Origin of the sequence: Helicobacter sp. NHP19-003 (genome assembly GCF_019703305.1) — a bacterium.
Lineage (GTDB): Bacteria > Campylobacterota > Campylobacteria > Campylobacterales > Helicobacteraceae > Helicobacter > Helicobacter gastrocanis.
This window is the reverse complement of record NZ_AP024814.1, coordinates 115756-137600: the sequence shown is the minus strand read 5'-3', so window position 1 is coordinate 137600 and position 21845 is coordinate 115756. Positions and strand designations below refer to the sequence as shown.

The following is a 21845-nucleotide window of genomic DNA, read 5'->3' as shown; positions in this document are numbered from 1 at the left end:
AGGTTATAATAGAGCCTATATTTGAAAATCAGGAAGTGGATTGGTCGTCAGTGTGCCTGCTACGAGCGCGAATTTAGGTCCGGGCTTTGATTGTTTGGGTTTAAGTTTAGCGTTGAAAAACCGCTTTAGCGTGATCCCTGCTACATTTACCAGCATCCGCATCCAAGGCGAGGGCGAGGGGTTTTCTAAATTCTTAGTGGATAATATTTTTGTCAAAATTTTTAAAGAGTCGCTAGCGCAACAGGGGATTAAGGAGAATTTTGAGTTTTCTTTTTATAACTCTATCCCCATTTCTAGGGGGCTTGGGAGCAGTTCGGCGATCATTGTGGGGGCTTTGAGTGCCCTTAGCCACTACCTACACGGGCAACTTAGGAAAGAAGAGATTTTAGAAGAAAGTTTGGTGTATGAGAACCATCCAGACAATGTTACGCCCGCTGTCTTTGGAGGCTTTAATGTGGCGGTGGTGGAGAAGGTCAATGGGCGACTCAAAGCCTACCATTTGCGTACACAAATCCCCGACTACCTTAAGGCTGTGGTGGTGATCCCCACACATTCGATCTCTACAAAATTTGCCCGCCAAGCCCTGCCCAAGCGCTACAGCAACACGGATGCGATCTACAATCTCTCTCGCTCTAGCTTAATGGCGATGATTTTTATGCAAGAAAAATGGGAGTTGTTGCGGCTAGCTTCTAAGGATCGCTTGCACCAAGATCGGCGTATGCGCCTTTATCCCGTGCTCTATGGGGTGCAAAAGCTCGCTTTAGAGAGTGGGGCACTGATGAGTACGCTCTCAGGCAGTGGGTCGTCTTTTTTTAACCTCTGTTACGCTGGGGATGCGCCCGGTTTACAAGCAAGGTTACAAAAAAAGTATTATAATTTTAAGGTGATGGTTTTAGATTTTGAGAATGAAGGAGTGCAGGTTGAGGGTTAGTGCCTTTTGTTCTAAGAATGCCATGCGTACATGCGTGTGTTGCCGCCAAAGTTTTTCACAAGCGGTGTTGTTGCGCTTTAGCGTGCAGGGGGGGCGCATTCTACCTTTTAGCGGTGTGGGGCGCAGTTTTTATCTATGCCATGCGTGCCTAGATGATAAAAACCTTTTAAAACAGGTGCTTAGGGTTAAAAACACCCCCAAAGACAAAGAATATTTGCAAAGCTGGCTAGAGGAGATTAGGACAAAATGAGCGAAATTACCTTGAAAGACTTTGCCCTAGAGTTAGGGCGCACCGATGTAAAAATGGTGATCGAAGAGGCGAAGGAAATGGGGTTAAGCCTTAAGGCAAACTCTAAATTAGATGAGGAAACCGCAGGCAAGCTCTACGATTTCATCACCAGCAAGAACGCCCCCGTGCGCCCAAAGCCCCCTAAAAAAGAACCAGCCCCCAAAGCCGCGCCTAAAAAAGAGCCCATGCAAGAAGCCCAAGAGAGCACCCCTAAAAAAGAGCCCGCTCCCCAAAAGCCTCAAGTGCAAAAAAAGCGCAGCATTGAGATTGTCAGCACCGGTGAGAAACCCAAACCTGCCCTAAAAAAGAACCAGCCCCCAAAGCCGCGCCTAAAAAGTGGAGGCAAAAGTAGAAAAAAGGTGGAAAAAGTAGAGAAGGTGGACAAGACAAAAGCCCCAGAGCCTAAAGCGCAACCCCAAGTCGCCGCCCCCACGCCCCCACCGCCCCCGCCCACCACAGAACCGCTTTTAAGGCGCACAAGGGGCATTAGAATCGTCAAGCGCACCGACCAAGAAGAAGCCGCTTTGGCTAGAGCCGCCGCCAGAGCGAGTGCCTTAAATGCCGAGCCTAAAGAACAGCTCAAACCCAAAAAATCCACCAAACCCACCAAGAGCACCGCCAAGCCGGGGACAAAGAGCCGTGCACATAAGCTAGACTTCTCCCAAGAGAGGGGCTTTAACGATCTTTACGAGGACGAACAAGATGAGGTCATGCTCTTTGACTTCCATGTCAAAGATCTGGAGGAAGAGGAAGCTCCTGAAGAGATTGCCCCAAAATCTTTAACCGACCGTGTCAAAATCCAGCGCAAAAACCCATGGATGAGCGAGGGGGGGATTCGCCGTTCGACCAAAAAGAAGCGCGTTTATCGCCCCGATAACGCCCAAAAGAGTGTGCAAGGAAGCATCACCATTTCTGAGGAAGTACGGGTGTATGAGTTTGCCGAGAGCGCAAATCTCAATCTAGCCGATGTCATTAAGACCTTGTTTAATCTTGGCATGATGGTCACTAAAAACGACTTCTTAGACAGAGATGCCATTGAGATTTTAGCGGCAGAATTTGGCTTAGAAGTGGTGGTGGAAAGCACACAGGTGTTCGTGGAGGAAGCCACGCAGACCGAGCAAACCGGGCAAGATTTGAGCGAACGCGCCCCTGTTGTAACCATCATGGGGCATGTGGACCATGGCAAAACTTCTTTGCTGGATAAAATCCGCAACCAACGGGTGGCGGGCAGTGAGGCGGGGGGGATCACCCAGCACATCGGAGCTTACATGGTGCAAAGGGGGGGTAAAGAAATCGCCTTCATCGACACCCCCGGGCACGAAGCCTTTAGCCAAATGCGTAAGAGGGGGGCGCAGGTTACCGACATCGCCATCATCGTCATTGCTGCTGATGATGGAGTCAAACCCCAAACGATCGAGGCGTTTAAACAAGCCAAAGAGGCGGGCGTACAAATCATCGTGGCGATGAATAAAATTGACAAAGAAAACGCCAATGTGGATAAACTCAAGGCGGAGTGTGCCGAGCTGGGCTTTAACCCCAGAGATTGGGGCGGAGAGCATGAGTTCATCCCCATTTCGGCTAAAACAGGCGAGGGCATCGATAATCTCTTAGAAACGATCTTGATCCAAGCTGAGATCATGGAACTTAAGGCATCGCCCAGCACCACAGCTAAGGCGGTGGTTTTAGAGGGTAGCGTAGAGAAGGGGCGGGGGGCAGTGGCGACCGTGATCGTGCAAAATGGTACGCTCAAAGTGGGCGATCCGGTGGTGGCTGACATTGCCTTTGGTAAGGTGCGTACCATGACAAGCGATCAGGGCAAGAGCATTAAAGCCCTAGGACCTTCTCAAGTGGCGGTGATCACGGGGCTTAGCGAAGTGCCGATGGCAGGATCGGTTTTGGTGGCGGTGGATAGCGAGAACACCGCAAGAAGTTTGGCGCACAAAAAGGCGACCTATTTACGCCAAAAAGCCCTAAGCAAAAGCACAAAGGTGCATTTAGACGAGCTGGCTTCTATGGTCGCCAATAAAGAGTTGCAAAACATCCCCATTGTGCTCAAAGCCGACACGCAGGGGAGTTTAGAGGCGATCAAACACAGCCTACTTGCCCTAAACAATGCGGAAGTGAGCTTGCAAGTGATCAGCGCTGGGGTGGGCTCGATCAGCGAAAACGATTTGAGTTTGGTGGCAAACAACCCCCACGCTTTGGTGTTGGGCTTTAATATCCGCCCCACAGGCAATGTCCGCATTAAAGCCAAAGAGCTTAGGGTGGAAATCAAAACTTACAGCGTGATTTACGCCTTGCTTGATGACATGAAAGCCCTTGTGGGCGGCTTGATGAGCCCCGTTGTGGAAGAGGAGGACACAGGTCAAGCTGAGGTGAGAGAAACCTTTGTGATCCCCAAAGTCGGCACAATCGCCGGCTGTATGGTGGTCGATGGGGTCATCAACAAGGGCATTAAGGTGCGTTTGATCCGTGAGGGTGTGGTGGTGCATGTGGGTAAAATCGTGTCTTTAAAACGCTTCAAAGACGATGTGAGCGAAGTTTCTAAGGGCTACGAGTGCGGGATCATGCTCGATCACCACAACGATGTACGGGTGGGCGATGTCTTTGAGAGCTTTAAAGAAATCCACAAGACAAGGGTGCTTTAATGGAGAACATCCATGCCAAACGCCTAGATGCGGGACTTTTAGAATATTTACAAGAGGCGTTGAGCGCGCTAGACGACCCCCGCTTGAGTGGGCTAACCTTAACGAAGGTGCATTGCTCTAAGGGCAAATACCACGCCCAAGCCTACATAGATGGGGCGTTTTTGAGCCCAGAGGAAAGGGTGGGGAGTTTAAAAGCCCTCAAAAAGGCGACCCCCTTACTCAAGGCGCATGTCTTGCAGGTGAGTGGCTGGTTTAAATGCCCGAACTTTGCTTTTATGATTGATGAGAGCCTAGAAGAGCAACAAAGGCTCGATGCCCTCTTTGAGCGCATAAGGACCAAGTGATGGACATTTTAGAGCTAGAAAAACTCTTAGAAAAGACTTTGGAGGGCATTAATTGCACCCTTTACGATGTGGCGTTTTTAAAAGAAAACCAAACCGACATTTTGCGTGTCAGCATTAAAGCCTGTGATCGCCCCACGAGCCTAGATGTGTGCCAAGAGGCAAGCCTGCTGATCTCCCCACTTTTAGATGTGAGTGCCCCGAGTCTAAAAGCCTACACCCTAGAGGTGAGCTCTATGGGGCTGGAGCGCACCCTTAGCAAGCCTAGACATTTTGCCCTTTCTATCGGGGATTTAATCGAGTGCAGGCTTAGCGACAACACCCGCATAAGGGGCGTGCTAGAGAGTGCACAAGGGCAGGAGATCGTGCTAAATACTGAGGGGACTTTAACCCCCCTAAGCCTAGACAAAATCAAAAAAGCCAAAACGATCTTTGAATTTGGCAAGGCTAAAAACCCCAAAAAAGCGTAAACTTATCTTGCCCCATTTGGGGCTTTGGCTTCACTTTTTGGTGTTTTGGCGGATTTCTTGTACGCTTTGCCCGCCTATGCCCCAGCTATCGGGGGTGAGTTCTTCAATGAGTACCACCGTTGTGGCGCGGTTTTTATTGAGCACTTTCACCAACAAATCTGTCGCCCCTTCAATGAGAGCTTTCTTTTGCTCGGGGGTTACGGGGGTGTCTTCTTTGGCGAGTTTGATGTTGACAAGAGGCATAGCGATCCTTTATTTTAAATTTGCCCCCTATTTTAGCAAAAACTACCCCTAAAAACTAAGCAAAGATTAGCTATAATCGGCGAAAACTTTGAGGAGAATTTAAGTTGAAAAAAGGTATCCACCCTGAGTATGTGCCATGCAAGGTTACTTGTGTTACTAGCGGCAAAGAGATTGAGGTTTTGAGCACTAAGAGCGAGCTAAGAATCGACATCTCTAGCTTTTGCCACCCCTTTTACACCGGTAGCGACAAAATCGCCGACACCACCGGGCGTGTCGAACGCTTCAAACAAAAATACAAAATACAATAAGTTTTGCTTACGCTCAGCGCAACCCCTATTGGCAATCTAAGGGACATCACCTGGCGGGCTTTAGAAGCCCTTGCTGGCTGTGCCGTGTGCTTGTGTGAGGATGTGCGGGTGGGCAAACGGCTGTTGTTTTTACTCAAGCAACAAGAATGGGCGACTCCCCTAAGAAGTGCCCAAGAAAAGCGGTTTTTGCCCTTCCATTCCCATAATCAAGAGGCTTTTTTACGCCAAACCCCCCCCAACTTCTTCACAGACCAAGAAGTTGTGTTCATCAGCGATGCGGGCATGCCCTGTGTGAGCGACCCGGGGGCTAAATTGGTCGCTTTTGCCCAAGAGCACAATCTCCCTTATGAAATTTTGCCTGGGGCGAGTGCGTGCGTGGGGGCTTACAGCGCAAGCGGGTTTGAAAGTGCGGGGTTTAACTTCGTGGGTTTTTTGCCCCCAAAGGCTAGGGATCGTTGTGCCCTTTTGGCAAACTTAAAGGGGCAAGCGGGGGTGTTTGTGTTTTATGAGAGTCCGCAGCGGCTCTTAGACACGCTTGCAGACTTGAGCGCACTTTTTAGCCACTCTCATTTGTTTGCCATAAAAGAGGTGAGCAAATTACACGAACAGCGCTTTAAAGGCCCTGTGTTAGAAGTCGCCACACAGCTAAGAGCCTTACAGCACTCTAAGGCGTTGCATGGCGAGTGGGTTTTGGTGTTGCAAAACCAAGAGGAGGCTGAGCCTAGCTTGTCCTACACGCAGATTGCCCAAATGTCCTTACCCCCCAAGATCAAGGCAAAGTTACTCGCCCAGCTCACAAACACTGCTCCCAAAGCTCTTTACACCCAAACTTTAGAGGGTTAAATGGTCGTTTTTGGCAAACAAGTGGTCCTACACATGCTTAAAAATCACCCCAATAAATTCCAAGAAATCTATTTAGCTAAAAACATAGATTCCAAGACCTTTAGCCTGCTTAAAAGTGCGCACACCCCCATCGTCTGTTTGGATTTTAAAAAAGCCCAAGCCCTAGCCAAAGGGGGCAACCACCAGGGCTTTTTGGCAAAAGTCGCCCCCCCCACTTTGAGCGAACTAGCCACACTTAAAACCTACGATCGCCTATTAGTGCTGTGTGGTTTAAGCGACATAGGCAATGTGGGGGCGTTGTTTCGGAGCGTGGCAGCACTTGGGTTTGAGGGCGTTGTTTTAGATCGCCCCCTGCCCTATGAGGGTTTGGTTAGAGCGAGTTTGGGTGCGCTCTATGGTGTACCTTTTTGTGTGTGTCCCAATCTTTTGGATGCCATTTGCGAGCTTAAGGGGGCGGGGGTGGTGTGCTATGGGGCGCATTTAGAGGGCGCAGATGTGCGCTTTGTGGACTTTGCGCCCCGTTTGGCGGTGTTTTTAGGGGCTGAGGGGGAGGGCTTAAGCCCAAAAATTCTTAAAAAAATGGATGGCTTGCTGCACATTTGCATGCAAGGGGGTAGCAACTCTTTAAATGTGAGTGTTGCGGGGGCCATTATCATGGATAGGGCAAGGAAATGAACGAAGAAGAAAAAAGCAAGCAATTAAACGAAACTTTGGCGTTTTTGGCCAAAAAGGGTGCAGCAGCGATTGCGCAAGATACCAAGCTGTCAAACCCCAAAATCAAAGCCATTTTGGAAAAAGACTTTGACTCCGTGCAAAGGGTACACGCCGTGGGCTTTGTGCAGATTTTGGAGAAAGAATATGGCGTGGATTTGAGCCAATGGCTTGTGGAGTACGACCAAAACCTTTTTGGGGCTAAAAAAGAAAGTGGACTTTCTAAAGAGCTCCCCAAGCCCCCCAAAGTGCAAGAGTCCTCCAAACAAGAGGGACACCAAGAGGCAATAAAACAAGGGCGGGCTAGAGAAGCAGAGCCGCAAGACAGGCAGGAGAGCCAAGAGTCCCCCAAAGTGCAAGTGCAAGAGCAAGAACAGCCTAAAGGACAACCCAAAGAGCAATGGCAAGAGCAACCCAAAGAGCCTAAAGAGCCCAAAGAATCTAAAAGGGCAGAGAAACCCCAAGAGTCTAAAGAGCCCAAAGAGCAAAAACCTAAAAAAGAGTCTAAAGTTTCTAAAGAGCCCGAGCCCACACAAGAGTACGCGTCTCCCTTTTTAGACAGTAAAAGAGTGGGCGAACCCAAAACCCCCACCCCAGAACCCAAGCAATCCAAAGCATTTTTTGTGCTACCGGTGGTGCTGGTTGTGGGGCTTGGAGTGTTCTTTTATTTAAGCCACCACAAAGCTCCCGACCAAGAGGACACAACCGTCCAAGTGGAAAAACCAAGCCCAGCCCCAGACACCAAAGTCAAAGAGTTTGACACAACCTCAACAAGGGGGAGCAAAGACAATCAAGCTAAAGACTCCCCCACACCCGCTACAAGCGCAAAAGAAACCCAGAAAGACCCCCCTTGCTAAAACAGCGCAAGAGAGTGCCCCCAACCTAAAACCCCTACAACCCCCCACGACCACAGAAACAGCGCAGGCAATAACCCCTCCTGCCAAGGACAACAAACCTAAAGCAACGGAGTACCCCCAAATTGTTATTACCCCCACCAAGGGCGATCTGTGGATGGAGCAAATTGATCTAAAAACCAAGCACAAAAGCCAAACAACCATCACAGAGCCTTTTAGCTTCGACACACAGGGGCACAGCTGGCTCTTGGCCTTTGGCAATGGGCATTTATCCATTGAGGCAGGGGACAAACACCTAGACTTCAACAGAGATCGCCCCGTGCGCTTGCTCTACACCCCTAAAAGGGGCTTTGTCCGTTTGAGCTTAGCCCACTATAAAGAACGCAGCCAGTGAGAATATTTTTCTTAGGCGTTGTTTTATGCGCCCTTTTAAGTGCCGATGCGCTCGATTCTAAAATCAAGAGCCTCATGGATCGCTCGTTCTACCAAACGAACCAAAATTTTATCCACAGGGTTTTTCAAGATCGGGCGGCTTTTTACGATCAAGGGGTGTTGCAAATCCGCAAGGTCCTCACAACCCTTAAAGAAAATGGGCTCTTGCCCTTGAAGTTCAACCATCCTTCTTTGTTGCAGGTGCGTTTTGTGGCCAAAACCTCCCCCTTGCTTTTGCTTAAAACAATCCAAAGCGTGCTCTCTTCTATGGGGTATGCCTATTTTAGTGTGTTGCAAGTGCACCACAAAGGAGACAGCAGCAGCGCAACTTTTAGCTTAAGCACCGAATACGCCCTAGACCCCACGCTCACGGCTAAACTCTTTGCCAAATACGGCTTTGACTTGGTGGATTTGGAGCGCAAGAATTTAAAAGAGTGGAAGTACGCCTTTAGGGTGCAAACCTCCCGCCTAGCCCACGCCACACCTCTAATCCCCACAGGGCACGCCCTAGAGCTCAAAGAGATCAGCGGGGAATATTGGTTAGACATCACCAGTCCGGGGCATTTAGTGGTCTTTGCCCGCAGCACAGAGTGGCAGCCACAAGTGAGCTTGTTCGACTCTTCACTACACATTTTAAAATACATGGCCGCCCCTAACCCCACAGAAAAAATCAGCCTCCACATTGGCGATAAAGTCCGCTTTGTACGGGTGAGCGATGTGAATAATCCCCTCGTACTAAAGGGGGGGATTAAAGTGTTGTTGCAACCCACACAGCGGTGATCCCCCCTTATTTTCTCTTAGGCACTTGTGGGCATGTCGACCATGGCAAAAGCGCGCTCATCAAGGCATTGACAGGTTTTGAGGGCGACACCAGTGTGCATGAAAAAGAGAGAGGGATCACCATTGATTTAAGCTTCAGCCATTTAAAGATTGCAGAACGCACGCTAGGCTTTATTGATGTGCCCGGGCATAAAAGCCTTGTGTCTACCATGGTGGGCGGGAGTTTTGGCTTTGACGCGGGGTTGTTTGTGGTGGATGCACACGAGGGTGTGAAAGAACAGAGCTTAGAGCACGCTTTGGTGCTTTCTTTATTAAAAATCCCCTGTATTTTGGTGCTCTCTAAGGCGGATAAATGCCAAGACATTGAAGCGAGCAAAGAGGCCATTTGCGCCGCCCTAAAGCCCTACCCTTTAGACATTTTAGGGGTGTTGGCATGCAGTGTCTATGATTTAAAAAGCATCCAAGCCTTAAAGAACTTTTTAAGCACCTACCCTTTTAAAAAACGCCAAATGGGCTTAGATTTAGAACAGCTCTTTAGGCTGTATGTGGATCGGGTGTTTGTGTTGCCCGGGCGAGGAGTGGCGGTGAGTGGGAGCGTGTGGGGGGGGATGGTGCGCAAGGGCGATTCGCTTTTGGTGGCTTCCTTAAACCAAGTGGTGGGGGTGAAGACCTTACACCAGCACGGTCAAGAAGTGCAAAAGGCAGGCTTGCACGAGCGAGTCGCTTTGCAACTCCAAGGGGTCAAGGCACAAGATTTAAAAGTGGGCATGCTCTTAAGTTCTAAGGGCTATTTGCGCGGCTTTGACAGATTAGACATCGAGCTTAGCACCTACGATAAAGACCCCTTGAAGCACAACCAAAGCGTGGGCGTGCAAATCGGTACACATAAGCTCAACGCCAAACTTCTCATTTTAGAATACCCCTATGCCACTTTGGTGTTAGACGCACCCGTCTTTGCATGCTATTTAGACACAGCCATCATCAGCATTAACCAGCGGGTGTGGGGGGCGGCAAAAATTTTAAACCCCATTGTAGACTTGCTCAAAAAACCCGTGAAACTGCCCCTATTAAAAGCCCTAGCCCAAAGGGATTTAAAAACAGCCTTTAGCCTACTTGTCAGGGCGCATAAAAAGGGCTTTGGCCTGCTCTCTTCCATGCAACGCTTTGGCTGCACGCACCAGCACGCCCTAGAAATCGCCAACACCTTAGAAGGCGTTTTAGTCGATTCTAAGGACTTTGTGCTTTACCCCAAAGAAACCCTCAAAAGCGTGCTCTACACTCTCAAAAACATTTACGCTAAAAACCCCCAAGCTTTGCTTAGTCCCAAAAGCCTCAACTCCAAGCACAGCTACATCAGCCACCATTTGGCAAATTTAGCCTTCCATGCGCTCGCCAAAGAGGGGTTTTTAAAACAAGAGGGGGGTTTGTGGCTTTTAGCGCATTTAGAGCTAGACAAGCTTCAAGACAAACTACAGGATAAGCTCTACCAAATGCTCTTAGAGGGGGGCTTGACCCCTGAAGCCCCCTACAATCTTTACGACCATTTAGACACCGATCGTCAAATGGGCGATGACGCCCTAAAAGCCTTATGCCAGCAAAAGAAAATTTATAGGCTGTGCCATAATGTCTTCGTCGCTAAGAGTGCCCTAGACAAAGCCATAAATTCGATGCTAGAGATTTTGCGCGTCAGTGGCTACCTAGATGTCCAGCTGCTTAAAGAGAAACTGATTCTTTCGCGTAAATACGCCATCGCCTACTTAGAATACCTAGACAAACGCGGCTACACCCATAACGAACAGGGCAGGCGCACCCTTAAAAATCCTCCCCAAGCCTAAAAACATACAAATTGGAGGCTGAGGTTACAAACAACAAAGCGGGGCTGTCCTCTGCGGCAAAGACTTGGTGTTGTTGCAAGATTTGCAAGGTTTTGGGGCTGAGGCTAAATGCGAGATTACTCACCACTTGGGGCAAAATGATTTCGCCTAGCATTTTGCCCTTGGGGTTAAACACCGAAATTCCATGCCCATTGCCCACCCATAAATTGCCGTGCGGATCAACCTTAATGCCATCGGGAAAGCCCGGCTCGATCATGGCAAAGACACGCGGGTTAGACAAATCCCCATTGGCGTCAATGGTGTAGGCGAGGACTTGGTGTTTGAGGTTTTTGTTTTCAGGGTCGTGCGCCAACTGACTGTCGGCGACATATAAGGTTTGGTTGTCAGGACTTAGGGCGATCCCATTGGGGGTTTTTAAAAGCGGGGTGTTGAGGCGTTTGATCTCATGTGTGGCGGGGTCGTAGCGGTAGACATATTCTTCCCCCTGTTCGCGCATGTCGTGCCAAAATTTGGGATCGGTGAAGTAAATGCGCCCTTTACGGTCGATCGTTAAATCATTGGGGCTGTTGAACTTTTGCCCATTGTAATTGTCCACAAGCACCTTCCAATGCCCCTTTTCCAGCCGCTCGATCCCCCCTTTGCCGTAATTTGTGGCAAGTAGTCGCCCCTGCCAATCTAGGGCATGCCCATTTTGCGGGCCAGAGGGGGTAAACCATGGGCGGACTTTAAAATGCGTGCCATCCCTTTGCACAAGCAAAGCCTCATTAGCCCGTACATCGCTCACCGCCACATCGCCATTTGCCAAGACCTGCGGGCCTTCTAGCCACTTGCCATTGCTGTAGAGCAGTTGGGGCTGTTCTTTGGTGTTGACGAGCCCACTAAAGGCTTTATTATAGACCTTATAAGTGGCTTCTTGTGCTTGCAACAGCCCACACAACAGTCCGACTAGAGGCAAAAACCGCCATTTTTGAAAAGCCATGGTTTTCCTTTATCATTTAAAACCCTTATGATAACACAGATTGCATGAAAGGTGCATGGGCTCTCCTTAGAATCAGGTGTTAAAAGGGCATCGTTTGTTTTGGATCATTCCAACCCCTCTAGAGCTTGCATCGCCTCTTCATTGCCAAACTCCACGGCTTTTTCTAAGAATTTTTTAGCCTTTCCCCGTTTTTTGCCCGTGCCAATCCCCATTTGATAAGCCATCCCAATTTGGTAAAGGGTCTTGCCAGTGTACTCCTTAGCAACCATGTTTTTGTTAAATTTTGTTACTTGTAAGAGTTTAAGATTAATGACATGTTTAAAGGCTGAACCCACGATGAGATTAGAAATTGGATCGATGCCTAAGCCTCCATGATTCAAAAATGTTGCCATCCCATTAGCTCCCGATTCAATAATGATCTGCCTATACATTTTGAAGGCTTTCTTTGGGTCTTTAGGCACACATAGACCTTTTTGAGCCATGGTGGCTAGACCGTAATCAGTGAGCATGTAAGCAGTTGCAGCTTTTACTGGGCTAAGTCCTCCAGCAGCCAGATCTTCTGTATTGCCTTTCTGCTTACGCCAAGCTTCTAGCCTGCGCCATACGGAATCAAAATAGGTTTTAGCCTGATAATAATCCACCTTTGTCCCCCTACCCTCTAAGTAGCAAACTCCTAAAAAGGCCGTGCCTAAAACATTATCGTCTGCATCTGCTTTCTTGAAGTGCTCAAAAGCCTCTTTGTCGCGGTGTTTGTTTAGGGCTTCATATCCCTGATCAATTTGTTGGCCTAGGGAATTATCTACCCAATACCCCCCCACCGCCCTCAAAGGGGTACATACAAGCCAAAAAAATCCAAATAACAATGCCCATTTGCGTAAACTAACCGACATGTTTATCCTTTTATTTAAATTATTTAAAGATCACGCATAGCCTTTAAGGCTTCCTTATTGCCTAAGTCAAAAGCCATGTTTAAACATTCCTTTGCCTTTTTGCGGCTTCTGCCTGTGCCTACCCCCATTTTATAAGCCATGCCCATTTTATAAAGAGTTTGACCCACCAAAATTTTAATAAAAGGGAGTCGGCGTAAAATCGCAACGGGCAATTTTTTCAAATTAAATGTCTTCGAAACTGAGAGGCGGGTTAAATCACCTACATAAGGCAACACATTTGTTAAAAACCATCCATGCCCGTTATTCGCCCCTACATTGGCTAAGATCAGTTTATAAAGCGTGAATCACCCACCCGCTAAAGACGGGTGGGCTTCTTGCTTCAACGATCCATAACTAGCAGTATCCAGTATGTAGCCATACTTGGTTACAGCCCCGTTAGCGGAATCTCCACAAGCGTAACTTCGGGTAATCCCTACCCTAGTTTTATCTACCTTGATAGCGTGTCGCTCATCTAGCATTCCCAAAGCATAGTTTCTGATATTGATGCTAGCGTTTAGGTCTCTGTGGTGGTATGTTTGACAACAAGGGCAGATAAAATTTCTAATAGGCAGTGGCTTTTTACCTGTGTTGCTCCCACAGGTCGAGCAGATTTGAGAGCTAGGGAAGTATTGGTCAATTTTGATAAGGGTTTTACCCTTCCAACCAGCCTTATATTCTAATAGACTAATGAGCCTAGACCAGCTGGCATTGGCAATGCTCTTAGCTAGTTTGTGGTTTTTGACCAAATTCCTAACTTTCAAGGTTTCTACTGCTATCAAATCGTATTGATTGGTTATCTCATTACTGATTTTATGTAGGTAGTCCTCTCTGCTATTCCTGATAGAAGCGTGGATTTGTGCCACTTTCTTGGCTTGTTTTTTTCTATTACTAGAACCTTTTAGTTTCTTAGACAATCTCCTTTGCGCTTTAGTGAGTTTGGTTTGTAGATTCTGGAAAAACTTTTTATAGGGATAGAGCACGCCACTACTGGCTATCACTAAAGACTCTAAACCCATATCTAAACCCACAGCTTTTTTGATAGTTGTGGGTTTAGGTTCAGGCTCATTATCCTCATAGCTTATAGAGAGATAGTATTTATCTGCTACGCAAGAGATAAACCCCTGTTTGACGATAGAGTTTGTAGGCAAATGCCTATGAAACTTGGCTTTAATAGCTTCTTTGAATTTGGGTAGCTTGACTTGGTTGTTGCCTAAATCCATCTCTAAGTGTTGCGGGACACAGAAAGACTGCTTCGCATGCTTTTTAGATTTGAATCTAGGATAATCTGCCAGCTTAGAGAAAAACCTATCAAAGGCTGTTGTCAGCTGTCTTAGTGCCATTTGCAAGCTTTGAGAGTTGCATTCACTTAGGTAAGCGTAAGCCTCTTGTTTTTTGAGAGTAGTGAGCGCCTTTTGCATGCTAAAGTAATTTTCTCTAATGCCTTGTGCGTATTGCTTTTGGCGGTATGCTAAAAAGTAGTTATAGACCACCCTAGCACAGCCAAAGTGCTTGTGTATCAAGGTTTTTTGCTCTATGGTGGGATAAATTCTAAACTTTATTGCTTTAAGCAATTTCTTACGCCTTAACTTTACATCATTATAACATAATTTTATAAAATATTTTTGAGGTAGAGCTATGAAAGAAAACCATTACAAACTCAAAGGCTATTTGTCCACAAACAGGAGCAAACATAATCTAAAAGCCCATTTGATTTTAGTGTGTAAATACAGAAAAAAGTTGCTCGTAGGAGATGTGGCTATTTTTATAAAGTCTGTGCTTGAAGAGATAGAGGAAAGTTCAGATTTTATCATCATAGCAATGGAGACAGATAAAGATCATCTACACCTGATGATTCAATATATCCCTAGGGTGTCTATCAGTTCCATTATCTTGCGGATCAAGCAGATGACTACTTATAGAGTTTGGAGAGAACCAAGATTTATCCCGTTCTTACGCAAGCATTTTTGGAAAGAACAAAAATTTTGGACAGATGGATTTTTTGCCTGTTCCATAGGAGAAGCTAACCCAGAAACCATCAAAAGATACATAGAAAATCAAGGGTAGGGGGCATTCATCCCACCCGCTAAAGACGAGTGGGATTTCTGCCGGAGAGTCTTAAACGCTTTTTTGGGGTCTTTTTTACCCTCCAAGCCCTCTTCATACATGTGGGCTAAACTCAAATTCACCACAATCATGGCAGCACTAAGGTAAGTTGGGATATATGGTTCCCTCCCACCAAAGAGGTCATTAGCAGGGTTACTCCCATCAAGACCATTGTATGTATGTGCTTTAGACACTTCTTTCTTAACTGCAGGATTGTTCAGTACGATATGGAAATAGACTTTGGCTTTATTGGGGTTAGCCTCAACCCCTAAGCCATAGGCATAGAGCCTACCCAAAAGTGCCGTACCCAACACATCGCCTTTTTTATTGGCCTGCTCGTAAATCCCATAGGCTTTTTTGTAATTTTGATTGAATAGATCCGCTTGAATGCCCTCGTATAAAGAAGGGCTGATCTTTTCATCAAAATTCTCATCCCCTCTTAAGGGTGCAAACGCTACCCACAATGCCAAAAAACCTATTAGGATTTTTTCAAGCACAGACCAAAGACTGTGATTGGCTTGTTTTTCGTAACCCATTAATTTTCCTTTCCTTGAGAGAGTTTTTTAACGCTTTGGCAAGCTTTATCTACTGCCAACAGCAAGACCACTTGCCACACACGCTTTTTCAACACAACTAACATTCTTGCTCCTTGCAAGGTTTTATTTTGAAATCCACCTTTGACACTTGGCATCATGAAGTTTTAAACTTCATGATTTAAGGGATTAGGGCTTTAAGATTTTTACAGCCTACTTGCGCTCTTTTAAAACTCTTAAAGCTTCACAACCCCGCTTATCACCTAGTTGGCAAGCCTTTTTATAATATTCTTTGGCTTTAGCTTCTGACGCCCCCTTTGGGAACACACCTGTTGCCGTATCGCACTCACGACTTTCGTATAAACCCCCCAAAGCAGTATAAGCCTCAGCATCCCCCATCTTGGCAGCTTTTTCATAGTATTCTAGAATTTTTGGAAGGGCACTTGTGTTTTGACCATCTGTGTTTTGACCATCAACAAATATGTTTTGATTATCTGGACTTTGATTATCATAAAAATCATGGTCGCAATAGAGATGCCCCAAAGCAGTATAAGCTTTGGCACTTCTCATTTTTGCCGCTTTTTTATAGTATTCCTTGGCTGCTTGGTAATAAGAATCTGCCATGCTGTAATAAGAATCTGACATATCCTTGTATTTCTTTGACTGCTCGTCCGTCAGCTTACGAAAATCTTTACGATTTTCCGGAAGATTTTCCATACCTTTGTCATCGTAAGCTTCGGCTTTTTCAAAATAAAATTTTGCAGCTTTGAGATACGCATCCACATTATGATTTTGAGGCGCATTGCTTAGGATTTTGCTTAGAGTTTCAGCTTTTTGACAAACCTCTTGTTCTCTCCAAATTTGGCAAACTTTTTGGTAATAATGGTGCGCCACTTTGCCATCTTGCTCCACTCCCATGCCATTCTCATACATGATCCCTAACATGCCATATGAGCCAACATCCCCCATTTTTACCCCTTTTTGGAAGTATTGCAGGGCTTTAGAGTAATCTTTAGCAACACCATTGCCATTTTGATACATCCATCCTAAGTTGTTATAAGCATCAGCATCCCCCATATCCCCCGCCTTTTGGTAGTATTGCAGGGCTTTGGAGTAATCTTTGGCAACCCCCTCGCCCGTGGAATATATAATTCCCAAATTTCTATAAGCCAAAGCGTCCCTCGTATCCCCCGCTTTTTGGTAGTATTGCAGGGCTTTAGCATAATCTTTCACAACCCCATGCCCGTATTCATACATGTACCTCATCCCATTATACCCCCTCGCATCCCCCATCTCTATTAGTTTTTTCGAATACAATATAGATTTTTCATAATCCTTGTTGTCGTCATAAGATTTTGTCAGTCTATAGTATTCATCTGCCTGACTATTGGCATAACAAATCCCTAAAGCCACTGCCAATAACAAGGATTCAAATCTAAAAAGCATGCGAAGCAGTCTTTCTGTGTCCCGCAACACTTAGAGATGGATTTAGGCAACAACCAAGTCAAGCTACCCAAATTCAAAGAAGCTATTAAAGCCAAGTTTCATAGGCATTTGCCTACAAACTCTATCGTCAAACAGGGGTTTATCTCTTGCGTAGCAGATAAATACTATCTCTCTATAAGCTATGAGGATAATGAGCCTGAACCTAAACCCACAACTATCAAAAAAGCTGTGGGTTTAGATATGGGTTTAGAGTCTTTAGTGATAGCCAGTAGTGGCGTGCTCTATCCCTATAAAAAGTTTTTCCAGAATCTACAAACCAAACTCACTAAAGCGCAAAGGAGATTGTCTAAGAAACTAAAAGGTTCTAGTAATAGAAAAAAACAAGCCAAGAAAGTGGCACAAATCCACGCTTCTATCAGGAATAGCAGAGAGGACTACCTACATAAAATCAGTAATGAGATAACCAATCAATACGATTTGATAGCAGTAGAAACCTTGAAAGTTAGGAATTTGGTCAAAAACCACAAACTAGCTAAGAGCATTGCCAATGCCAGCTGGTCTAGGCTCATTAGTCTATTAGAATATAAGGCTGGTTGGAAGGGTAAAACCCTTATCAAAATTGACCAATACTTCCCTAGCTCTCAAATCTGCTCGACCTGTGGGAGCAACACAGGTAAAAAGCCACTGCCTATTAGAAATTTTATCTGCCCTTGTTGTCAAACATACCACCACAGAGACCTAAACGCTAGCATCAATATCAGAAACTATGCTTTGGGAATGCTAGATGAGCGACACGCTATCAAGGTAGATAAAACTAGGGTAGGGATTACCCGAAGTTACGCTTGTGGAGATTCCGCTAACGGGGCTGTAACCAAGTATGGCTACATACTGGATACTGCTAGTTATGGATCGTTGAAGCAAGAAGCCCACCCGTCTTTAGCGGGTGGGTGATTCACTTTCTTCTTGGCTTTTTGATTGCCAAACTCTATGGCTTTTTGGAAAAAGGCTTCTGCTTTCTTTAAATCTCTGTTAGGACCCTCTCCTTGGTCATTTTTGCCATCTCTGTAAAAGCAATCCAACTCTTGCAAAACCTGCCCCAATCTTTTCCACTCGCTTTTGGGGTATTCGTTAGGGTTTATTCTGTCTAAATCAATCGCACCTTTTTGTCCCGTTAAATCTAAAAGCGCACTTTGCAGTAAATCAAAAGCTGCACCATACTTTTTGATGGTTCCACTTCCATAAGTATCTAGGTATGCAAGCTTAATCTTGGTGTTAATTTTTGAATCTGTGTCTTGTTCTTTATTCATCTTGAGTGATTTTTCATAGATGAGTTGTGATTGTCGATCACCCATCATTGTGTTCTGTTTGAATAGTAAAAACGGCACTAACACTACAGTCAACACAATTCCAACAAACACCCACTTCTGACTCTTTAAACTTTTAAAATCCATGTTATGCTCCTAAATAAATTGGATTGATGGTTTTGTGGTTAGGGCAAAAAGATAGATATAAAAAGAGACGAAAGGTAGGGGTAGAAAAAGGCGAAGGGTTAGAATAAAATTTTAATTCAGCTGTGCTCAGTGGCTGTGGGGGGGGGGTGGTGAAAAAGGCAAAGACTTTAAAAAGCATGTAATGTCCTAAAGTCAATTTTAAAAGCACATGGGGCTAAAAATAAAGGCGCGTTATAGTATATTTTTTGAAAAAGGGTTAGCCCTTTGGCCGATCCTTTGAGTCAGCCCTTGAATTCCCTTAAGCCAACCACCTTAAGCCCTTAAACCAGACCCTAGATTTTTGCCATCTACCCCACTTGTTTGAGGCTGACAATCCTCAATCTTAATCCCCTTTTTACCTAAATCCTTTATAATGTCTCCTTTTACAAAGAGGATCCATGCCCAGCCAAGAAGAAACCACAGAATACGAAATCAAAAAAGAGTTAGAAAATCTCAACATCGCCTACTACGCCAAAACCGCCCCCATCAACGAGGAAACCCAAAGGGCGTTAGAACAAGCCCCTTCAAAGGGTGGGGGGAGTGGCAAGAATTATCCCGATCTCAAATTGTTTTTAAACACCCCCAGCGTGCGTAAATTGCCCGTGATGATCGAGATCAAGGGGCTTAAAGGGCGTTTAGCCAAATTTGGCAAGGATCACAGCCTAGATTTAAGCACCAATGCCGTTAAAAATTACGCCCTCAATGGGGCACTGCACTACGCCAACGCGATTTTGGATTACAGCCACAGCTACAACGAGGCGATCGCCATAGGGATCAATGGCTATGAAGAGGCGGGCAGGATGTATAAGGAATATGCCCTTTACTACCTCAACACCAAGCACCTAGCCGTGCCCCAAAAGATTGGAGAATTTAACGATTTGGGGATTTTGGCGGATTTAGGGAGGTTAGAGCAAGCTCTAGACAACCTCACCTTAAGCGAAGCAGAACGCAATAAAGCCATTGAGGACTTAGAGAGCGAAACAGAGGCGCAACTCAACAAACTTAACCAGTTCTTGCATGACGACATTTTGAATTTAAAAAATAATAAGCGGGTGGCTTTGTTGGTGGGCATGATCATGGCGGCTACGGGCGTGCCAAAAACAGAGGATCGACCCGGGGTGGGGGCTTTGGGCTTAGAGGATTTAAAAAGCGAGCAAGACAAGGACACCCACGATGGGCAAGAGTTTATTAAAAAAATCAAAGCCTTTTTAAACGCCAAGAAATTACCCAGCGGAAAAATTGCTATGGTTGTTGATGAACTCAAAAGTGTGTTTATCCATGCTGATCTTTGGGTCAGCAAAAATAACACCGCAGAAAGTCAGCTGAAAATCATTTATGGGCGGTTTTTAGAGGGGGTGTATCCACTCGTCAAAAAGCTCACCAAAGCAGACATTGCGGGCAAACTTTTTAACTCTCTCACTAAATGGCTCACTGTAAGCGAAAAAGATGACATCAATAACGATGTCGTTTTAACCCCTCGTGAGGTGGTGGATTTAATGGTGGAACTCGCTGAGGTTAATAAAGATTCTTTTGTGTGGGATCATGCCGCTGGCTCGGGGGCGTTTTTGATCTCTAGCATGAATCAAATGATTAAAGATTGCATGGACAAAATCACTAACCCCAAAGAGAGAGAGGAAAAGATCGCCCATATCCGCGCTTACCAACTCTTGGGCATTGAAAAGCGCGCGGATATTTACTTGCTAGGTGTGCTCAATATGCTCTTGCTGGGTGATGGGAGCGCTAATCTCTTGCATAAAGATAGCCTTATGGATTTTAAACAGGGCGAACCCGTGAAATACGAGCAGGGCAATCGCAAGGACAAACCCTTTAACGCCAATGTGTTTTTACTCAACCCCCCCTACAGCGCCAAGGGCAAGGGCTTTATTTTTGTAGAACGCGCCTTAGAGAGGATGGAGAAGGGGCGTGCGGTGGTGATCATTCAAGAAAACGCGGGCAGCGGCAATGGCGACATTTACACCAAAAAGATTTTAGAGCACAGCAGCCTAGTGGCGAGCATTAAAATGCCCTTGGATTTATTCGTGGGCAAGTCCAGCGTACAGACTGCGATTTATGTGTTTGATGTGGGGGAAGCGCACCGCGCAAGTAAAAAGGTGAAATTCATAGACTTTAGCAATGATGGCTACACCCGCGCGGCGCGCAAAAAGGCGCGGGCGAGCACGAATTTAAGAGACACCGACCACGCCACAGAACGCTACGCCGAGCTGGTCGCTTTAGTGTTAGGCAATAAACGAGAAACGAACTTTTACCAAGACCACTACATAGAGGACACAATCAACACTGAGGGCAAGGACTGGACCTACGCCCAACACCAACAAATCGACACCACGCCCCAAATGGGCGATTTTAAAAGCAGTGTGGCGGAATTCTTGGCTTATGAAGTGTCTTTAGTGCTCAAAGGGATACAGGGAAAGCCCTTAACCCACGCCTAAAAAGCTGGCAAGCTTTACAAGCTTTAGAGTGGCGTAGGGTGTTTTTAGGGGAGATTTTTGAGGTGTTTAAGCCAGCCAAACACAACCACCAAAAACGGCTTTTGCCCACAAACCCACGCCAGGGGTATATCCCCGCAATCACTTGCACCACGCAAAACAACGGCATCGTCTGTTATATGCCAAAAGAGGGGGCTTTGGTGCTGGAAAATATGATTTCTGTAGGGGCTAATGGGGATGCCCCCGCCTTTTACCAACCTAGAGAATTTACGCTTTTACAGGATTGCTACGCTTTAAAATTTAAGGGCAAAGAGCTAAACCGCTTGCAATATTTGTTTTTGGTGGTGTGCCTGAATAAGGTGTTAGCCAAGTTTAATTGGAACAACAAATCCGGCTGGACGAAAGTCAGTCAAGAGAAAATCCTGTTGCCCTTTGCCAAGAGTGGGGAAATTGCTTTTGAGGCAATAGAGGTATTTATAAGGGAACTTCAAGCGTATCTAAAAGTAACAGGATTGGAGGACACTATGCTCACCCTAGAGGAAGAACACGCTTTAGATATTTTCACCAGCTATTTTGAAAATCGGGGGGGGAATAGTGTTACCCCTTGTAACTTAACTTGGCAAGAGTTTAAAATCGGGGCGTTGTTTGACATAAGCACCCCCAAAAGGAAATTTGATGCCAATAAAGTGCGCTTTTGTGCCAGAGGACACCCTTATGTGGCAAGGGGAGCGACCAACAACGGCATTAGGGGTTATATTGAGGCAGACTCCATTTTTTTAAACGACGCCCCAAGCATCAGTTTCGGGCAAGACACAGCGACCATTTTCTACCAAGATCAGCCCTACCTCACGGGGGATAAAATCAAGGTTTTCACCCTAAAAGAGGGCAGGCTAGAACGCCATAGAGCGTTATTTTTCATTGCAAGCATGCGTAAAGCCTTTAGCTCTTTTAGCTGGGGCAGCGCTTCTTTTAAACAATCCCTTTTAGAGAACATAGCCCTTAAACTCCCCACCCACAAAGATGGCGCAATCGCCTACGACTTAATGGAACACTTTATACGGGCTTTGGAGAAACAACAGATTGAGAGAATTAAGGCGTTGTGGGATCAAAGATTAAAGGCGTGTAAGGATATAATTCAAGCAAAAATTTAGAGGATTTGCCAATGACACTTAAAGACAATAACGCCCCCGCGATGACGGGGGGGGGTAATTTGGCGGGAGTTTAAATTAATAG

The 21845-nt window shown here is 46.1% G+C and carries 22 protein-coding genes and 1 pseudogene; 16 read left to right on the top strand and 7 right to left on the bottom strand.

Translation table 11 applies throughout. The annotated features are described in order from the left end of the window. Window positions 1–40 precede the first annotated feature (40 nt). From thrB to K6J72_RS00765, 5 genes are read left to right on the top strand one after another with little or no spacing between them, the layout of a single operon-like run. A complete protein-coding gene (thrB, locus tag K6J72_RS00785) occupies window positions 41–931 on the top strand; it encodes a homoserine kinase (protein ID WP_221279750.1) in 891 nt (296 codons plus the stop codon). Next, window positions 921–1181 (top strand): YlxR family protein, encoded by a 261-nt coding sequence (locus K6J72_RS00780; protein ID WP_221279748.1) that lies wholly within the window; start codon window positions 921–923, stop codon window positions 1179–1181. The genes thrB and K6J72_RS00780 overlap by 11 nt, the downstream gene beginning before the upstream one ends. Further along, the gene (gene infB / locus K6J72_RS00775; protein ID WP_221279745.1) at window positions 1178–3868 is read left to right on the top strand and encodes a translation initiation factor IF-2; all 2691 of its coding nucleotides are present in this window, start codon (window positions 1178–1180) and stop codon (window positions 3866–3868) included. Before K6J72_RS00780 ends, infB begins: the two co-directional genes overlap by 4 nt. Then, complete coding sequence (gene rbfA / locus K6J72_RS00770) at window positions 3868–4212, top strand: 30S ribosome-binding factor RbfA (RefSeq protein WP_221279742.1); 345 nt, start codon at window positions 3868–3870, stop codon at window positions 4210–4212. Before infB ends, rbfA begins: the two co-directional genes overlap by 1 nt. Further along, window positions 4212–4679, top strand: a complete 468-nt coding sequence (locus K6J72_RS00765; protein WP_221279739.1) for a ribosome maturation factor RimP — start codon at window positions 4212–4214, stop codon at window positions 4677–4679. Before rbfA ends, K6J72_RS00765 begins: the two co-directional genes overlap by 1 nt. 30 nt (window positions 4680–4709) lie before the next feature. On the opposite strand, the gene K6J72_RS00760 is transcribed toward K6J72_RS00765, so the two are convergent. Then, on the bottom strand, window positions 4710–4922 hold the full coding sequence (locus K6J72_RS00760; RefSeq protein WP_221279736.1) for a tautomerase family protein: 213 nt from the start codon (window positions 4920–4922) through the stop codon (window positions 4710–4712). 104 nt (window positions 4923–5026) lie between these two features. Between K6J72_RS00760 and rpmE the strand changes: the two genes are divergently transcribed. The 7 genes from rpmE (at window position 5027) to selB (ending at window position 10685) form a co-directional block, all read left to right on the top strand. Continuing rightward, window positions 5027–5230: a 50S ribosomal protein L31 gene (gene rpmE, locus K6J72_RS00755; RefSeq protein WP_221279733.1), complete on the top strand. Its 204-nt coding sequence runs from the start codon at window positions 5027–5029 to the stop codon at window positions 5228–5230. A gap of 3 nt (window positions 5231–5233) precedes the next feature. Then, a complete protein-coding gene (rsmI, locus tag K6J72_RS00750; RefSeq protein WP_221279730.1) occupies window positions 5234–6073 on the top strand; it encodes a 16S rRNA (cytidine(1402)-2'-O)-methyltransferase in 840 nt (279 codons plus the stop codon). Then, on the top strand, window positions 6074–6748 hold the full coding sequence (locus K6J72_RS00745; RefSeq protein ID WP_221279727.1) for a TrmH family RNA methyltransferase: 675 nt from the start codon (window positions 6074–6076) through the stop codon (window positions 6746–6748). Continuing rightward, window positions 6745–7641, top strand: coding sequence for a hypothetical protein (locus K6J72_RS00740; protein ID WP_221279725.1), 897 nt, complete (start codon window positions 6745–6747; stop codon window positions 7639–7641). Before K6J72_RS00745 ends, K6J72_RS00740 begins: the two co-directional genes overlap by 4 nt. 154 nt (window positions 7642–7795) lie before the next feature. Next, window positions 7796–8032 (top strand): hypothetical protein, encoded by a 237-nt coding sequence (locus tag K6J72_RS00735; RefSeq protein WP_221279723.1) that lies wholly within the window; start codon window positions 7796–7798, stop codon window positions 8030–8032. Next, window positions 8029–8850: a hypothetical protein gene (locus K6J72_RS00730; RefSeq protein WP_260320603.1), complete on the top strand. Its 822-nt coding sequence runs from the start codon at window positions 8029–8031 to the stop codon at window positions 8848–8850. The genes K6J72_RS00735 and K6J72_RS00730 overlap by 4 nt, the downstream gene beginning before the upstream one ends. Next, entirely contained in the window at window positions 8847–10685 is a 1839-nt protein-coding gene (gene selB / locus K6J72_RS00725; RefSeq protein ID WP_260320602.1) for a selenocysteine-specific translation elongation factor, read from the top strand. The genes K6J72_RS00730 and selB overlap by 4 nt, the downstream gene beginning before the upstream one ends. Here selB and K6J72_RS00720 read toward each other — a convergent pair. The 3 genes from K6J72_RS00720 to K6J72_RS00710 form a co-directional block, all read right to left on the bottom strand. After that, the gene (locus tag K6J72_RS00720; RefSeq protein WP_221279720.1) at window positions 10663–11664 is read right to left on the bottom strand and encodes an SMP-30/gluconolactonase/LRE family protein; all 1002 of its coding nucleotides are present in this window, start codon (window positions 11662–11664) and stop codon (window positions 10663–10665) included. The two genes, selB and K6J72_RS00720, sit on opposite strands and share 23 nt — an antisense overlap. 104 nt (window positions 11665–11768) lie before the next feature. Further along, the gene (locus tag K6J72_RS00715; RefSeq protein WP_221279717.1) at window positions 11769–12305 is read right to left on the bottom strand and encodes an SEL1-like repeat protein; all 537 of its coding nucleotides are present in this window, start codon (window positions 12303–12305) and stop codon (window positions 11769–11771) included. Between the two features lie 593 nt (window positions 12306–12898). Next, window positions 12899–14164: an RNA-guided endonuclease InsQ/TnpB family protein gene (locus K6J72_RS00710; RefSeq protein WP_221279308.1), complete on the bottom strand. Its 1266-nt coding sequence runs from the start codon at window positions 14162–14164 to the stop codon at window positions 12899–12901. Between the two features lie 64 nt (window positions 14165–14228). Between K6J72_RS00710 and tnpA the strand changes: the two genes are divergently transcribed. After that, a complete protein-coding gene (gene tnpA / locus K6J72_RS00705) occupies window positions 14229–14657 on the top strand; it encodes an IS200/IS605 family transposase (protein ID WP_034376438.1) in 429 nt (142 codons plus the stop codon). Here the strand turns inward: tnpA and K6J72_RS00700 are convergent. Continuing rightward, the gene (locus tag K6J72_RS00700) at window positions 14648–15232 is read right to left on the bottom strand and encodes an SEL1-like repeat protein (RefSeq protein WP_221279714.1); all 585 of its coding nucleotides are present in this window, start codon (window positions 15230–15232) and stop codon (window positions 14648–14650) included. The two genes, tnpA and K6J72_RS00700, sit on opposite strands and share 10 nt — an antisense overlap. Window positions 15233–15442: 210 nt before the next feature. Next, the gene (locus tag K6J72_RS00695; protein ID WP_260320711.1) at window positions 15443–16486 is read right to left on the bottom strand and encodes a tetratricopeptide repeat protein; all 1044 of its coding nucleotides are present in this window, start codon (window positions 16484–16486) and stop codon (window positions 15443–15445) included. 171 nt (window positions 16487–16657) lie between these two features. Between K6J72_RS00695 and K6J72_RS00690 the strand changes: the two are divergent. Further along, window positions 16658–17626 (top strand): annotated as a pseudogene (locus K6J72_RS00690) (RNA-guided endonuclease InsQ/TnpB family protein); the annotation flags it as partial. Here the strand turns inward: K6J72_RS00690 and K6J72_RS00685 are convergent. Next, on the bottom strand, window positions 17578–18126 hold the full coding sequence (locus K6J72_RS00685; protein WP_221279709.1) for a hypothetical protein: 549 nt from the start codon (window positions 18124–18126) through the stop codon (window positions 17578–17580). The pseudogene K6J72_RS00690 and the gene K6J72_RS00685 sit on opposite strands and share 49 nt — an antisense overlap. A gap of 437 nt (window positions 18127–18563) precedes the next feature. On the opposite strand from K6J72_RS00685, the gene K6J72_RS00680 reads away from it, so the two are divergent. Continuing rightward, window positions 18564–20615 (top strand): HsdM family class I SAM-dependent methyltransferase, encoded by a 2052-nt coding sequence (locus K6J72_RS00680; RefSeq protein ID WP_221279707.1) that lies wholly within the window; start codon window positions 18564–18566, stop codon window positions 20613–20615. 38 nt (window positions 20616–20653) lie between these two features. Further along, complete coding sequence (locus tag K6J72_RS00675) at window positions 20654–21763, top strand: restriction endonuclease subunit S (protein ID WP_221279704.1); 1110 nt, start codon at window positions 20654–20656, stop codon at window positions 21761–21763. Window positions 21764–21845 lie beyond the last annotated feature (82 nt).

Coding starts and splice junctions, on each gene's coding strand:
- infB (WP_221279745.1), top strand. CDS start 1,178: ATGAGCGAAATTACCTTGAAAGACTTTGCCCTAGAGTTAGGGCGCACC.
- rbfA (WP_221279742.1), top strand. CDS start 3,868: ATGGAGAACATCCATGCCAAACGCCTAGATGCGGGACTTTTAGAATAT.
- K6J72_RS00765 (WP_221279739.1), top strand. CDS start 4,212: ATGGACATTTTAGAGCTAGAAAAACTCTTAGAAAAGACTTTGGAGGGC.
- K6J72_RS00760 (WP_221279736.1), bottom strand. CDS start 4,922: ATGCCTCTTGTCAACATCAAACTCGCCAAAGAAGACACCCCCGTAACC.
- K6J72_RS00745 (WP_221279727.1), top strand. CDS start 6,074: ATGGTCGTTTTTGGCAAACAAGTGGTCCTACACATGCTTAAAAATCAC.
- K6J72_RS00740 (WP_221279725.1), top strand. CDS start 6,745: ATGAACGAAGAAGAAAAAAGCAAGCAATTAAACGAAACTTTGGCGTTT.
- K6J72_RS00735 (WP_221279723.1), top strand. CDS start 7,796: ATGGAGCAAATTGATCTAAAAACCAAGCACAAAAGCCAAACAACCATC.
- K6J72_RS00720 (WP_221279720.1), bottom strand. CDS start 11,664: ATGGCTTTTCAAAAATGGCGGTTTTTGCCTCTAGTCGGACTGTTGTGT.
- tnpA (WP_034376438.1), top strand. CDS start 14,229: ATGAAAGAAAACCATTACAAACTCAAAGGCTATTTGTCCACAAACAGG.
- K6J72_RS00700 (WP_221279714.1), bottom strand. CDS start 15,232: ATGGGTTACGAAAAACAAGCCAATCACAGTCTTTGGTCTGTGCTTGAA.
- K6J72_RS00695 (WP_260320711.1), bottom strand. CDS start 16,486: ATGTATGAATACGGGCATGGGGTTGTGAAAGATTATGCTAAAGCCCTG.
- K6J72_RS00685 (WP_221279709.1), bottom strand. CDS start 18,126: ATGGATTTTAAAAGTTTAAAGAGTCAGAAGTGGGTGTTTGTTGGAATT.
- K6J72_RS00680 (WP_221279707.1), top strand. CDS start 18,564: ATGCCCAGCCAAGAAGAAACCACAGAATACGAAATCAAAAAAGAGTTA.